This window comes from Mesorhizobium sp. CAU 1732, from assembly GCF_039888675.1.
GTDB lineage: Bacteria > Pseudomonadota > Alphaproteobacteria > Rhizobiales > Rhizobiaceae > Aerobium.
This window is the reverse complement of the sequence record NZ_JBDQQR010000001.1, coordinates 160,445-175,178: the sequence shown is the minus strand read 5'-3', so window position 1 is coordinate 175,178 and position 14,734 is coordinate 160,445. Positions and strand designations below refer to the sequence as shown.

General features: G+C 63.7%; 16 protein-coding genes. All 16 read left to right on the top strand.

Features of this window, described 5'->3' with window-relative positions; translation table 11 throughout:
• The first annotated feature begins 12 nt into the window (after positions 1-12).
• The 16 genes from AAFN55_RS00940 (at position 13) to AAFN55_RS00865 (ending at position 14,733) form a co-directional block, all read left to right on the top strand.
• Positions 13-1,956, top strand: coding sequence for a terminase gpA endonuclease subunit (locus AAFN55_RS00940; RefSeq protein ID WP_347797014.1), 1,944 nt, complete (start codon positions 13-15; stop codon positions 1,954-1,956).
• On the top strand, positions 1,956-2,153 hold the full coding sequence (locus tag AAFN55_RS00935) for a hypothetical protein (protein ID WP_347797013.1): 198 nt from the start codon (positions 1,956-1,958) through the stop codon (positions 2,151-2,153). The genes AAFN55_RS00940 and AAFN55_RS00935 overlap by 1 nt, the downstream gene beginning before the upstream one ends.
• On the top strand, positions 2,153-3,646 hold the full coding sequence (locus AAFN55_RS00930) for a phage portal protein (protein WP_347797012.1): 1,494 nt from the start codon (positions 2,153-2,155) through the stop codon (positions 3,644-3,646). The genes AAFN55_RS00935 and AAFN55_RS00930 overlap by 1 nt, the downstream gene beginning before the upstream one ends.
• Entirely contained in the window at positions 3,612-4,256 is a 645-nt protein-coding gene (locus tag AAFN55_RS00925) for an HK97 family phage prohead protease (RefSeq protein WP_347797011.1), read from the top strand. Before AAFN55_RS00930 ends, AAFN55_RS00925 begins: the two co-directional genes overlap by 35 nt.
• 94 nt (positions 4,257-4,350) lie before the next feature.
• Positions 4,351-5,937, top strand: a complete 1,587-nt coding sequence (locus tag AAFN55_RS00920; protein WP_347797010.1) for a Mu-like prophage major head subunit gpT family protein — start codon at positions 4,351-4,353, stop codon at positions 5,935-5,937.
• Positions 5,938-6,051: 114 nt separating this feature from the next.
• Entirely contained in the window at positions 6,052-6,384 is a 333-nt protein-coding gene (locus tag AAFN55_RS00915; RefSeq protein ID WP_347797009.1) for a DUF2190 family protein, read from the top strand.
• A gap of 4 nt (positions 6,385-6,388) precedes the next feature.
• Positions 6,389-6,799 (top strand): hypothetical protein, encoded by a 411-nt coding sequence (locus AAFN55_RS00910; protein WP_347797008.1) that lies wholly within the window; start codon positions 6,389-6,391, stop codon positions 6,797-6,799.
• Between the two features lie 3 nt (positions 6,800-6,802).
• Positions 6,803-7,519 (top strand): hypothetical protein, encoded by a 717-nt coding sequence (locus AAFN55_RS00905; protein ID WP_347797007.1) that lies wholly within the window; start codon positions 6,803-6,805, stop codon positions 7,517-7,519.
• Positions 7,520-7,524: 5 nt separating this feature from the next.
• Entirely contained in the window at positions 7,525-7,740 is a 216-nt protein-coding gene (locus AAFN55_RS00900; protein ID WP_347797006.1) for a hypothetical protein, read from the top strand.
• A 3-nt stretch (positions 7,741-7,743) separates the two neighbouring features.
• Positions 7,744-9,234, top strand: a complete 1,491-nt coding sequence (locus AAFN55_RS00895; protein ID WP_347797005.1) for a phage tail sheath subtilisin-like domain-containing protein — start codon at positions 7,744-7,746, stop codon at positions 9,232-9,234.
• Between the two features lie 67 nt (positions 9,235-9,301).
• Positions 9,302-9,673 (top strand): hypothetical protein, encoded by a 372-nt coding sequence (locus tag AAFN55_RS00890; RefSeq protein ID WP_347797004.1) that lies wholly within the window; start codon positions 9,302-9,304, stop codon positions 9,671-9,673.
• 2 nt (positions 9,674-9,675) lie between these two features.
• Positions 9,676-10,053, top strand: a complete 378-nt coding sequence (locus AAFN55_RS00885) for a hypothetical protein (RefSeq protein ID WP_347797003.1) — start codon at positions 9,676-9,678, stop codon at positions 10,051-10,053.
• A gap of 54 nt (positions 10,054-10,107) precedes the next feature.
• Complete coding sequence (locus tag AAFN55_RS00880) at positions 10,108-12,612, top strand: phage tail tape measure protein (RefSeq protein WP_347797002.1); 2,505 nt, start codon at positions 10,108-10,110, stop codon at positions 12,610-12,612.
• Between the two features lie 15 nt (positions 12,613-12,627).
• A complete protein-coding gene (locus AAFN55_RS00875) occupies positions 12,628-13,092 on the top strand; it encodes a DNA circularization N-terminal domain-containing protein (protein WP_347797001.1) in 465 nt (154 codons plus the stop codon).
• Positions 13,093-13,094: 2 nt separating this feature from the next.
• Positions 13,095-13,682 (top strand): hypothetical protein, encoded by a 588-nt coding sequence (locus tag AAFN55_RS00870; RefSeq protein WP_347797000.1) that lies wholly within the window; start codon positions 13,095-13,097, stop codon positions 13,680-13,682.
• A gap of 1 nt (position 13,683) precedes the next feature.
• Complete coding sequence (locus tag AAFN55_RS00865) at positions 13,684-14,733, top strand: hypothetical protein (protein WP_347796999.1); 1,050 nt, start codon at positions 13,684-13,686, stop codon at positions 14,731-14,733.
• Position 14,734: the final 1 nt, after the last annotated feature.

The following is a 14,734-nucleotide window of genomic DNA, read 5'->3' as shown; positions in this document are numbered from 1 at the left end:
ATCGCCGGCGCAATGGCGGCGACCATCGAGCCACCGGCACCGATGCCGCCGTCGGCGTGGGCAGAAGCGAGCCTCGTCGTTCCGGATGGGCCTCGCGCCGGGGAATTGTGGGATCGGTCGCTTGGGCTGCACTGCCTAGAGATCGCCGACACGCTCGGGCCGGACGTGCCCGACAACGAAATAGCGGTGATGAAGTCGGCGCAGACCGGCTTCACGACGGTTCTGATTATTGCGGCTGGTCACTCGATCGACCGCGATCCATGCCGGATGATGATCGTCCAGCCGACCTCTGGGGCGCTGGCCGACTTCAACAAGGAAAAGTTGCAGCCGGCGATCGACGAGTCGCCGGCGCTCAAGGCGAAGGTTCGCGGGATATCCTCGCGTTCGTCCGACGGTTCGACGGCAACGTCGAAGCAGTTCCCCGGCGGATCGCTCACTCTGGCAATCGCCTCGTCGGCGGCCGACCTCCGGTCAAAGACGATCAAGAAAGCCTTTCTCGACGAGATCGACCAGTATCCGGACGATCTCGACGGGCAAGGCGACCCGCTCGATATGGTCGAGGCGCGTCAGATTTCGTTTCTGATGACCGCCGACTGGAAGCGGCTGTCGATCTCCACGCCTACGATCAAGGGCGCGTCGAAGATCGAAACCAAGTATCTCGCCGGCGACCAACGACGCTGGCATGTCGCATGCCCCGGCTGCGGCGCGCGCTTCGTCTTCGAATTCGACCGGGCTCACTTCCGGTTCAACGACGAGGCACCTTATCAGGCTCACTATGTCACGCCGTGCTGCGGGACAATCATCGAAGGGCACGACAAGAATTCCGTCTATGCGACGGGGCGCTACGTTCCGACGGCCTCGCGGCCAGGTGCAGGGCGCAGCTATCATTTCTGCGCGATGTCGTCGCCGCTCGTCCCTTGGGATGAAGTGGCGCGCAAGTTCGTCGAGGCGCAGGGCGATCCGCAAAAGCTGAAGGCGTTCTACAACCTCTATCTCGGGTTGCCGTACGAGGTCCGGGGCGACGCCCCTGATCATGTCCGCCTCATGGAGCGTCGCGAAAGCGATCTCGTGCGCGGCCGCATTCCGCCGATGGGGCTAATCCTTACCGGCTCCGCCGACGTGCAGATGCGTGGCATCTACTATGAGATCGCGGCCTATGGACCCGATCGACAGAAATGGATCGTCGAGGCGGGCATCTTGGAAGGCGAGACGGACGACCCGCATTCGGGCGCGTTCCTGAAGCTGACGGGCATCTACGAAAAGCAATGGCCGGACGCCTTTGGTGGCTATCGTCGGGCCGACGCTTTCGGCGTCGACTCCGGCTTCCGCAGCCATGTCGTCTATACGTGGTGTCGCGGTCGGCCTGGCGCGTATGCCCTGAAGGGCCTCGACGGATGGTCCCGTCCCGCGCTCGGGCAGGGCTCGCCTGTCGAGATCGACTTCAAGGGCAAGCGCATCCGCAATGGTGTGCTGGTCTACGGTGTCGGCACATGGCCGCTCAAGGGTGCGCATTATGCCGACCTGCGAAAAGAGGGCCGGAGGGCCGGGCAGGAAACCGACCCGCCGGGTTATTGCCATTTCGGAACGTGGCTCGACGAGGTCTACTTCCGGCAGATCACGTCGGAATATCTGGCGAGCGAGAATTTTCGCGGCCGGACACGGCGGGTCTGGAAGGTGCGCGGCGGCGAGGAAAACCATTTCCTCGACTGCACGATCTACAACAATGCGCTTGCCGACTATCTCGGTGTGTCGCGTCTGACGCCGGACGAGTGGGCGGTGCTTGGTGCGGACCGATGCGCGCCGGAGATCGTCAAGAACCCGGACCTGTTCGCGACGGAGCCGCTGGCAGTCCAGCGGCCTCGCGAACGCCCGCAAGCTACCGAAACCGCCAGTGACGAAGCGCCCCAAGGAAATTGGGGAGGCGATGACACTGGCTCCTTCTGGGATGGATATTGATGGCGTGGTCGCAATCCGATCTCGATGCAATCGAAAAGGCGATTGCGTCCGGCGCTCGTCGTGTCCGGTTTCAGACACATGAGGTCGAATATCAGTCGACCAGAGAAATGCTGAAGGCGCGCGACGTCATTCGTGCCGACATAGACGTGTCGACCCGTCCGGGTGTGATGCTGGCCGAATACTCGTCGGGGCACTGATGAACTTTCTCGATCGCGTGATTTCCGCCATCTCGCCGGAGGCTGGCGTGCGTCGCATCGGCGCGCGTCAGATGCTCGATGCGCATTCGCGCGCCTATGCGGCCGCGAAGCATGGTCGCCGGAACAAGGGATGGTCCGGACGCGCCACGTCCGCCAACGCCGAAGTCGGGTCGTCGCTGCGCGAGCTTCGCAATCGCAGCCGTGAATTCGTCCGCGACTCGTGGGCGGGTCAACGGATGCTCGACGTCCTCGTCAGCCATTCCGTCGGCACCGGCATCGTGACCGTCTCCGATACGGGAAACGACCGCGTCGACAATTCGGTCAAGTTGGTCTTTGAAGAGTGGTCCGAACAGGCCGATATCGAGGGTGTCCTCGACTGGCCTGGCATGCAGGCTCTTTCGGTGCGCTCGATGATCGAGGGCGGCGACACCGTCGTCCGTCATATCGATATTCCGCTTAACGACGCGGGCCGAACAGTCCCGGTTAGGCTTCTCGGTCTCGAAAGCGACCAGATCGACACGACACGCGACGGCATGTCGGGCAGCGGTTCCCGGCTTGGCGTGGAACTCGGCGAATGGGGACGGCGCAAGGGGCTTTGGCTTCTCGACAACCATCCGGGCGAATTCACGGCGGCCTCGACTGCGTCGGCGCTCGTCGGATGGAACGATCTCGCGCACCTCTATCGGCCATTGCGGTTCGGCCAGGTGCGCGGCGTTCCGTGGTTTTCGTCGATCCTCCTGACAGCACGCGAGTTGCAGGACATCGTCGAGGCGACACTCGTCAAGATGCGTGTCGAGGCCAGCTTCGGCGGATTCATTAAGCGCACAAGCGCCGGTCACTCTCCGCTCGTCGCGAAAACCGACGACAAGTCGGACAAGCCGATCACGCGGATCGAGCCGGGCATGATCGTCGATATCGGCGATGGTGAGATCAGCTTTGCCAATCCGTCGTCGCAGACGGCGTTCGGCGAGGTCTACATGGCTTCTAACATGGCCATGGCCGCTGGCGCGGGCATCACCTACGACCAGTTGACCGGCGACCTTCGCAACGCAAATTATTCGTCCTTGCGCGCCGGAAAGATCGAGTTTCGACGCCTCGTCGAACAGACGCAATGGACGATCCTCGTTCCGCGCCTGATCGCCCCTACGAAGCGGCGCGTTCTCGATCGGGCGATCCTTGCCGGCCGTCTCAAGAGCCGCGACCGACAGGGCGGATATCGCCTCAAACACATCATGCCGGCGGTCGAGCCTATCGATCCGAAAAAAGACCTTGAGGCCGACATTCTTGCGTGCCGATCCGGCCGCCTCGCGCCGCAGGAATTCATCGGCGCATGGGGACGGGACTGGCGCGACGTCGTCAATGACACGGCGTCGTTCATGGAATTTCTCGACAAGCAGCGCGACGGCGCGGGCCTCGCGCTCGACATCGACGCGCGCAATCCGATGAAAGGGTCTGCCAATGTCGGACAAAACAAACCAGACGCCGAAGACTAGCGGCGGCCCGGCCGACCTGCCGGTCGTCACGCGCGAGGCGGCTATCACGACGATCAATGTCGAAACGCGGACGATCGACGTGACGTGGACGACCGGCGCCGCCGGCGAGCGTTTCGACTGGTTTTCCGGCGTGCGCTACATCGAGGAACTGGCGGTCGATGACAAGTCGGTTCGCCTCGATCGTCTCAATGCCGGGGCGCCCGTCCTCGACAGCCACAACCGCTATGGTGGCCTGTCGTCGATGATCGCGGTTGTCGAGCGCGCATGGATCGAAAAGGGCGAAGGCCGGGCAACTGTCCGCTTCCCCAAGGCCGTGGACGATCCGGACGCTGACCGCGTCTTCCGCAAGGTGCAGGACGGCATCATCCGGTCCCTGTCGGTCGGCTATCGACGCCTGAAAATCGAGGTCGACAAAAAGAAGGACCCGCAGGTCTGGCGCGTCATCGATTGGGAGCCGTTCGAAATCTCGTTCGTCGCGGTTCCTTTCGATCTCGGTGCGCAGGTCCGCGACGGCGACAGTCCGAAGCATCCCTGTCAGTTCGTCAGTGTCGACGGAGACGAGAATGCGGCGCGACGTGCGCGCATGCGGATGCGCCAACGCGCCGCCTGATCTTCACGATCTCGACTGAAATACCACCTGCGTTCCCGCCGGGGCCGCAGGGCGACGGTTAATGCTGCCCCGGTATCATCCCAAGGAAACAGAAATGAAAAAATCCACGTTCATTCTGGCCGTCGCCCTGACTTTGTGTGTCGGCCTTGTCGCGTTTTTCCCTGAAACACAGCATGTGCTTACGGCTTTCGTGCCGCAGGACTTCGCCGGCGGCATGCTGCAGGCAAGTGTTCCTCTGGTCTTGCTGCGCAGCCAGCATGAGCAGAAAAAGCGCGACGCGGATGCCAAGATCGCCCTTATCGTCGACGGGATGCCTGACGACCAGGCCCGCGCGATCGAGACCGAGCATGAAGCCCTCCTGCGCGATATCGAGCAGTTGGAAACGCAGATCTCCGAACGCGAGGCTGAAGAGGCCCGCATGCTCCCCGGTTCCTCGCTTACGGCTGCACAGGCGGCCGATATCATGGATATCGGAACGCGCGCGGGTATGACGAACGACGACATCCTGAATGCGGTGCGGTCGAATGTCAGTGTCGAGACCTTCCGCTCGCAGGCGTTCAACCATCTGGCCGACGTTTCCCGCCAGGCACCGACGGAGCCCGGTCGGGTTCTTCGTGACGAACGTGAGACCCGACGGGCGGGCATGGTCGAGGCCCTGTCGATCCGTCTCGGCGCTCCCGTCGCGCAGGCTGGACCGACGGCAGCGGCGCGCGAATATATGGACATGGTCGATATCGTCGAATTCGCCGCGCGGTCGCTCGATCATCGCTCCCGCCTGGTCACGGTGCGGGATCGCGAAGAACTCCTGTCTCGCGCCTTCCACACGACCAGCGACTTTCCGGCGATCTTCTCCGATGCGATCAACGTGTCGCTTGAGCGCAGATACGCGCTTGCCGAGCAATCCTATCGCCGCATCTCGCGCCGCCGCGACTTCGTGGACTTCCGGCCGCACACCGCCGTCGGCATCGGTGAATTCCCGATGCTCAAGGGGCTGACGGAAGCCGGCGAGATCAAGTTCGGCACGTTCGGCGAAAGCAAGGAACAGATCGCTGTCGTGCCTTACGCACGCGGCATTCGCGTCACGCGTCAGATGCTCGTCAATGACCGCCTCGGCGCCATTGCCGAAATCATGGCCGGGTATGGCCGAACCGTGTCGCGTTTCGAGGAAATCACGTTCTTCTCGATGATGCTTTCGGCCAACACGAAGCTGGCAGACGGCAAGGCTGTTTTCCACGCGGATCACAGCAACCTCGCGAGCGCGGGCTCCGCAATCAACACGACCGCGATCTCTACCGGCAAGGCCGCGATGCGCAAGCAGAAGGGCCTCGACGACGCGAAGCTGAATATCACGCCGTCGATCCTGCTCGTTTCACCCGACAAGGAAGACGAGGCGTTGCAGTACCTCGCGCCGATCATGGCAAACGACTCCGTCAAGGTGAACGTCCATGTCGGGACGCTGTCGCCAGTCGTGTCTGCGGAGCTTGAGGGGAATCCTTGGTATCTCTTCGCTGACCCGGCCGATGCTGCTGTCTATCAGTGGGGTTTCCTCGACGGGTACACGGCACCGCGCGTGCGCTTCGACGAGCCGTTCGGCACGCAGGGTATCGGCATGACGGTCGAGCACGACTTCGGCTGCGGCGCCATCGACTTCCGGGGCGGCTTCAAGAACCCCGGCGCATAAAGCGCCAGCGGTTTAGGTGATCCGAGAGGCCCGCGTGTTTGCCACGCGGGCCTTTTCCATCCGCACTTTCCATCAATCCGGCGGCCTTGCCGCCCGTTCCTGAAGGGGACAGACATGAAGAACTACGTTCAGCCGGGCAACACGATCACGGTTCCCGCACCTGCCGGCGGTGCCGTCTCCGGCAAGCCGCTCGCGATCGGTTCGCTTCGCGGCTTTGCGTCCGCCACCGCTGCCGCTGGTGAGGATGTCGCGGTCGTTCGCACAGGCGTCCACGAGTACAAGAAGGCCACCGGCGCAGCGTGGGCCATCGGCGACAATCTGTATTACAGCGCCGCCAACGACTATTTCACCAAGACCGCGACCGACAATGTTCTGTTCGGCTTCGCCGCCAAGGCGTCGGCATCGGGCGAAACGCTTGGTGAAATCTGCCTCGGCGACACGATCTAGTCGCATGACGGATTTTGCCCGCCTCGCCAGTCTCGCTCGGCTTACCGTCGACGCCGTGCATGGCGGGGCGGTCCGCCTCCAGCCGAAGGAACGCGGCAAGGGGCCGCACGGCGCTGTCGTCAACTCGACGACGCGTCAAGCCGCCATCATCACAGTCGCCTTTTTCAGCGACACGGATTTCGCGGCGCGCAAGCGTGCCATGCCGACGATCGGCCAGGCCGGCGAGCGGATGCTCAACAGGTCACCGGAAACTTTCGCCTCGACCGCCTTCGCCGGCGAGATCGCGACGGGCGATCACATCGTGAAGCTCGACCCGGTCACACAGCAACCAACCGGCAAGGCTTATGAGGTCGTGTCCCGCGACCCGGACGATATCGGCAATGTCATCCTCGGCCTTGTGCACATTCACGGATAGATCATGCTCGCAGCCGAAGCCGTCCGCCTGGCCGCTCTTGAAGTCCTGTGCCCGACATCGGCGTTGTCGGGCGCCGGTCCCTATCCGACGCTTGCGGGTGACCGCATCTTCGACAGCCGGCTCGTCGGCATTGACGATCTCGATGCACAGGCAAAATTCACGCCGTGCCTCGCTCTCTTCACGATCGGATCGTCGACCGCGCCGCGTGGCGAAGCCGCCGCCTTCTACGACAGCGCGGCCGAATGCACGTTGGAGATCGTCGCCGAACTGGCCGTCGCTTCGACTGACGAAGATGGCGAGCCGTTTGCCGACGCCATGCCTGCGGACGACTGGGATGCGCGGCTTGTTCTCGCAGCGCTCTGCGCACAGGTCCGCCGGCTTCTGCAATATGACGAGCGCGGCCATCTGTTCCGGCGCTATGCGCGCCGCATCGCACGGTGGGAACAGGACACGTTTGCCATTCCGCAGCTTGGAGCGCGATGGCACCGCATCACCATGCGGCTGACGGTCGATCTGGCCGACGATGACTTCGGCGACGGCGACGGCCTTCCGTATCCGTTGGGTGACCTGGCGGCGCGGCTTCCCGCCGGTTCGCCGGCAGCCGACAAGCTGGCCGTTCTGGCCGCTCACTTCATGCCCGTCGAGCGATCCCCGCTCGATCTTGTTACCGGCGAGGACGTCGAGACAGGGCAGCATTTCAGCGCGCGCACTACGGAGTAAACCTGATGAGCCGACCAGTTCGATGCGTGCCGGCAAGGCCGGGCGCAGCCATTCCCATGCCCGACAGAGACAACCGTCTGATGCCGGCGGACGGGGTCAGCGTCGACCTCTCGACGCCCTATTACCGCCGGCTCCGAGACGACGGGGACATCGTGCCTGTCCAACACAAATCCGCAAGCCAGGCCGCCGCGCGCGGCCGCAACCGCAGCAAGGAAGCATGATCCATGTTCAACCAGATTCCCGGCAATATCATCGCCCCGATCGTGGCATTCGAAGTCAACTCGGGTGGCCAGTTCGAAAACCGTTCCCGTCTTCTCCTGATCGGCCACGCGAATGCGGGCGCCGTCATCGCGGCAAATACGCCGACGCCCTGCCCCACGATCGCCGAGGCCCGCCGTCTGGCCGGTGCGGGTTCGATTCTTGACGACATGGTGCGTGTCGCGCGTGCCAATGCGCCGGCGCAAGAAATCTGGATCATCGCCGCGCCCGCAACTGGCGTTGCCGCCACGCGGACGATCACGGTGGATGAAGCGCCATCGCCGGGAGCCGCCGCGCTCCAGATCGCCGGTGAAACCGTCTATCTGACGATCGCTCTCGGCGACACGGCCGACGACGTCGCTGCCGCCATCGCGGCGCGTGTCAACGGCTTTTTCAATGCGCTCAATGGCGCGTCACTTCCCTTCGCCGCAACGGTTACCACGGATACGGTGACGCTGACTGCCCGACATGCCGGCGCAATCGGGAACGGCATCGATATCCATGTGCCGGTTCTGGACGGTGCAAACGTCCTGTCCGGCAAGGTTACTATCGCGGAGGGTACGGCGGGCAGCGGAAACCCGGACCTTTCGGCGACGCTGGCCGCCCTCGGCGACGACGAATTCGACTGGATCGCGAGCCCGTTCGCGGACGCGACGAATGTCGGCCGCTACGCCTCGCTGCTCTCCGACACCTCCGGCCGGTGGGCGTGGAACCGTCAGCTTTACGGCCACGTCTTCTATCCGATGTCGGACTCCATCGCGAACCTGACGACGCATGCGCTCGATCGTGACAACCGGCATCTGTCGATCGTCCCGACCGTTGCTTCCTCGAAGGCTCCAAACCCGGTCTGGCAATGGGTGTCCGCATTTGCAGCGCGGCTTGCGCCGTGGCTGTCCGACGGTGCGACGGGCAACGTATCGCGAAACCAGACCGGCCTCGTGGTCGAGGGTATTCAGGCCCCGCGCGACCGTGCCGGCTGGCTGGACTTCGCCACGCGTGATGCGTTTCTGGGATCGGGCCTGTCGACATGGAAGGTGAACACCGGCGGCAGTGTCGTGATCGACAAGATCATCACGACCGCCCGGACCTTCAACGACGTGCCTGACAGCACGTTTCGCGATATCCAGAAGATCGGCCAACTGGTCTACGCCCTGCGCGCTTTCCGTACCGCGCTGACCTACGAACACGGACAGAAGGCCATCGCGGACGACAATCCGGGCAATTTGGCGACGATCTCGACGGTCGCGGATATCAAGGCGACCTTCATGCATGCCTATCAGGAAATGTCCCTGACCGGCGTCCTCGAGAACGCCGTCCGGGCAGCGGAGCGGATCGAAGTTCGCCGCAACACCGACAACCCGAACCGGGTCGATATCTTTGCGCCGATCGACGTTGTGAACCCGCTCGACGTCATCGCTGCCAACGCCGTCGTCTATTCGCAGTTCTCGCCGGCCTGACCGGCGAGCCTTTCCAGCGGGCACCAACGCGGCGCCCTAGCCAAAACCTCTTAATGGAGTGCCAAACATGGCCGGTAAAGACTTCGGTGGCGTGATGAAGTTCCGCGACTCTGCGGGACGCAACGTCTCGCTTCGCGGCAATTTCAGCGTGTATCCCCACAAGAACACGATCGAGGGTGTCGTCAATCAGGACGGCAGCCCCGACCGTGTCGCGACGCCGGTCGCGCCGCGCGCGGAAATCACCTTCGCTGACAAGGGCATCGACCTGGCGGGGATGATGGGCGATGCACGCCGCGACGTGACGATCGTCGAGGAATTCACCGGTATCGTGCATCTGTTCACGCGAGCATTCTACACCGGCGATCCCGCGTCGAACCGCATGAGCGGCGAGGTCACCGGGCTCGGGATCATGGCTGAAGCCTATCAGCGGATGTCCTGACGATGGCGGACATTACCGTCCCGCTGTCGCGGACCTACAGCGAGGCCGGGAAGACGTTGACGCATCTCGTCTTCCGGTCGCCGCGCTGGCAGGACTTCATCGACCTCGGCGACATCGAGGAATGGCAACCTATCGATGCGCCCGGCGTGACGGACCCGCGCATGATGCTCGTCCGTCATCACGACGTGATTGCCCGCTATGCCGAGCGATGCCTCAAGGACCCCGCAGGCCCCGCCGATCTCGCGGTCCTCGACCTCGTGGATACGATGAAAGTTCACGGGGCAATCCGTGATTTTTTCGCCGATGCCCGTCAGTCGCTGAAATCGCCGACGAACTCCTCTGGCGGTTCGGAAAAGGGTTCGACGACGTCGGGCGGCTGACCTTCGACGAGATCGAAACGTATGGCGTGCGCGCCATGAACTGGATCAAGCGCCATGTCAAACCGCGTCATTGAAGCCGTTCTTCGGCTCTCGTCGAAGCTCGGCAGCATGGCGGCTTTCAGTCAGCTATCGCAAAATCTCGACCGTGTGGACAGCAAGGCTCGGCGCTTCAATCGGGCGCAGGGCATGATCGCGGATGGCGGTCGCAACATGCATGCGACCCTTCTGCGCTATGCGGCGCCTGCGGCCCTGACCTATGGCGCCAAGCAGGCCTACGTCGATTTCGCCGAACTTGAGCGGCGCATGACACGCATCGGCATCACCGCCGATGCGACGGCATCCGAGTCGTCCGAAGCGTTCAAGGTGTTGCAGCGCCAGGCGAGAGACTTCGCCATGCCGCTCGACGACGTGATCGTCGGTCTCGATACGCTGGTTTCGTCCGGCCTCACGCTTCAGGACGCGATGTCATTCCTGCCGGCGATCCTGCGGACCGCGCAGGCGTCGGGGTCCGCAACGGAGGATATCGCGAATACGGCGCAGAAGTCGGCCTCCGCGCTCAAGATCACGGCCGGCGAAATGCAGTCGGCCTTCGACATCATGGTCGAGGGCGGCAAGGCCGGTCAGTTCGAATTGAAGGACATGGCGACATACGTCCCCGAACTCGCGAACTCGTTCGCGTCGCTCGGGTATGAAGGTCAGGAAGGTCTCAAGGCACTGGTCGCCATCCTGCAGACGATCCGCGAGGATACGGGGTCCGCTGGCGCCGCCGCGACGCAGGCGCAGAACATCTTCGGCAAGATGTACACCGAAGAGACCGCCAAAAAATTCAGCAAAATGGGCGTCGACATCCGCAAGGAGATGGCGGCCGCGAAGGTTGCGGGTGAAGGGGCGGTCGAGGCGTTCGTTCGCATCAGCCGGCAGACGATCAATGGTGACCTGACCAAGTTGCCGCTGTTGTTTACCGACCAAGAATTCCGTCTCGGTATGCAGTCCCTCATGACCAGTGCGGATAGCTGGTCGGCCTTCGTCGCCGCCGTGAACAGCGACCGCGTCGACGGGTCCGTGCTGCGAGACTTCAATCGCGTGCTGGACGACAATCAGGCCAAGATCGACCGCATGTCGAACTCTTGGAGTAAACTGAAAACGACGATCGGTGCGGCGAGTGCGCCCGCCATCAGCGCGGGCTTGGAGCATGTCAGCGAAGGCGTTTCCAAGGCGGACGCGATCAATTCGCAACTGGAAAAGGAAGGTTACAGCTTCCTCGGACGGCGCGGCTGGTGGGCTCAAAACGGCTTCAACATATCGGAGCAGGACGACAAGGCGTGGGCCGGCGGGTATCGGACGGATGAAGAGCGCCGCCAGATCGAAGCATATAGCGTCTACGGCAAGAGCCGGGCGGAAAGCAGCCCGACGCCAATGGTCGAGAAGGACGATAAGGGCATGCCGGTTGCCGGCATCATCCCGACCACGCGTCCGACCAGCGAGCCGGACACCGACGATTTCGAGACAAGCTTTCGTCGCCAGGTGACCACGGCGAAGGGTAATCGCGGGTTTGCGCCGGACGCTTCGCCACGCGATGCGGAGCGATCGTCGATGGTCGCGCTGCGTGACCAGCAAGGCGACATCGCAGACGCGTTGAATGACGCGTTGACGCGGGTCGCGGAGGCTCCACGCCAAAGAGACGAGGGGCCGACCAAGTTTGAGCGGTTCCTTTTCGGCGACGCTGCGGATGGCAAGAGTTTTCGTGAGGCCATGCGGATCGATGCCGGGATCGGCGGCGAGGCGCGACAGGTCGCAGCGAAAGACGTGCCGCCCGCGCCCCGCGTCGTTGAATTGCCGGAGCGGCCCACCAAGGCGGAGAATGTTTCGTCCGACCGGGATTTCGCGAAGCAGGTCCCTGTTCCGCCTCGTGTCATCGAACTGCCGGAGCAACCGGCAAAGCCAGAGAATGGTTCGTCCGATCGGGATTTCGCGAAGCAGGTCCCTGTTCCGCCCCGCGTCGTTGAATTGCCGGAGCGGCCCGCCAAGGCGGAGAATGTTTCGTCCGACGGGGATTTCGCGAAGCAGGTTCCTGTTCCGCCTCGTGCCATCGAACTGCCGGAGCGGCCCGCGACGCGGGAGAACGGCGCGTCCGACAATGTTGCGCAGCAAGACGTTCGCCCGGTGCGGGTCATTCCGTTGCCAGATCGGCAGCCCGTGCAAGCCAGCATGGCGGAAACCAGCGGTTCGTTCGGCGATATCGGGAAGCCGATCGACGAGGCGGCGGAGGCGGTCGCGGATGGCGGGCGAAAGGCCGGGGAGTCGATCGCGGACGCGGCGCGTCGAATCAACGAAGCCGGGACATCTGGTGGACAAGCCTTCGGCAATGAGGCGGGATCGACGTTCTCGCGAATGCTTGACGGCATGGCCGACCAGTTCGGCGCACGCGCTGCGGCCTCGCTGCGCGCCAACCTCGGCGCCATAACCGTGCAGACGCGCGCGACCGCGTCGCCGCAGGGTGAGGTGTCCGGCGTCCGGGGCCGAACCATGCCAAACGCGGGATCGACGCCCGGCAACTGACGATAGGTGAACGGAATGCGTGACTGGCAACGATCGCTTAGGCGGGCGTCCTTCCGGGGCGTGCCGTTCTGGGTTGAAAGCGATGGCAACGAAACGGGTCGTCGCGTTGCCGTTCATGAGGTCTCCGGCGGCGATACGATCATCACCGAGGACATGGGCCGTCGCGCGCGCAGCGTGTACGTCAGCGCCTATGTCATCGGCGATGTCGCCGACGGCAAGGGTCATGCGATCGAGGCGGCTTGCGTCGCCCCGAATGCCGCCTTGCTGGTCTTGCCGATCGACCCTGCGCGCTCGATGCATTGCCTGTCATGCAGGCGTGCCCGCTATCGCGATCGGGCTGGTTACATCGCCTACGATCTGGAATTCGTCGAAAGCGGCGCCGGCGGCCCTCTCGGATCGTCCGGGCTTGGCTCGATGCGCGACATCTTCTCTGCCGGTGCGGCTGCCGTCGTGACCGCGCTTTCCAGCTTTCGGATTTGACGATGACACGGTTTGCCGACTTCCTGATCCGACTCGCCGGCGACCACCTCGTCGACGACGACGACCGGCGTTTGGCTGATGCCCTGACGACGCGCCTAGTAACCGGCGGCGAGGATGCGGTGCGGGCGGCGCTCGACCTGGCGCGCCTGATCGGCGAAGCCGCCGAACCGCGCTCGGTGCTTGCTGCCATAGACAGGGCTATCGATGACGATGTCGCCACCAACGTCATGACGATGGTCGTTGCCGCCTTCGCAACCGTTCGGGCCACATATGAAGCGCGGCAGGATGCAACGACGGCTCGCGCTGCCTTGGCCGCTCGGGCGGAGGCGCTCTATCCGACCATAGCGCCGGTCGGGGCGGACGTTCTGGATTTCGTGATCCGGCTGGTCGGGTCTGCCTGCTTGCACCTGTCGATCGTTGCCGCGTCCCGCGTCCCGGTCGTCCGTGTCGAGACTGGCATTTCGCTTCCGTCGACGCTGCTCGCCTACGATCTTTATGGCGATGCACAACGGGCGGGCGATATCGTTGGCAGGAACAAGGTGGCGACGCCGCTGATCATGCCGAGTGTCTTTGAGGCGGTGGCGGCCTGATATGCTGGAGCGCATCACTTTTGCCGTGGCGGGTCGCGGCCTGCATCACACGGCATGTTCGCTGTCAGCATCGGCCGAAGAGGCGACGAGAACGGCCAGCTTTACCGTCGCATGGAACGGCGCGGGTATTCCCTGCGCGCCCGACGACGAGGCCACGATCCACGTTTCCGGTGATCTTTGGGGAACAGGCTATGTCCGCGATGTTCGCGGCAGCCATGATGCGTCGGATCGTCAATATCAGGTTACGTTCGTGTCGCGCAGTTGCGATGCGACCGAATGCTCGATCGATCATCCGACGGGTCTCAAGCGTGATGCCGACCTGAAGGGGATTGCGGAAGAATTCGACGTCTTGGGGGTCGGCATCGAGGCCGACATCGAGACGCTGAAAAAGTCGACGCACAAGGTGCGGCCTGGCGAAAGCCTGTTCAATACGCTTGAGACCGACGCCCGGTCGCAAGGCGTGCTGATCTATGACACGCCGGAGGGCAAGCTCCGCTTGGCGGACAAGCCCGAAGGCCGGCACGGTGGCGCGCTGGCGCGCGGGCATAACATTCTGCGCGCATCCGGCAGCCTATCCGGCGCTAAAAGCTTTTCATCGGTCAAGGTGCGCGGGCAGGCGTCAGTCGGCGTTACGGGATCTGCACTTCGACCCGAAGCCGAGGCGCGAGGAACCGCGCGCCGCAAGCGTCCGCTGATCGTCGTGCATGAAGGCGAGGCGACGTCCGATCGCGTCAAGAAGCGCGCCGATTGGGAGGCGCGTCGCGCCGCTGGCGCTGGCGTTGAATGCTCGATCGACGTCGCGGGATTTCGTGATGCGTCCGGAAAGATATGGTCGCAAAACCATCTCGTCGAGGTCCGCGACGACTGGCTCGGCATCGAGCAGGACATGATCATCGCTGCGGTGCGCCTCGTCCAAGACGCGGCGGGGGGCACGACGGCGAACCTGTCACTCAAGGACCCGCGCGCCCTTGGCGGAGAAAATCCGCGCGGCAAGTCGGCCTCGGCGTGGACAGCGCCGGCGACGTCCGCGCCAGAATACCGGGAAGGGTAAA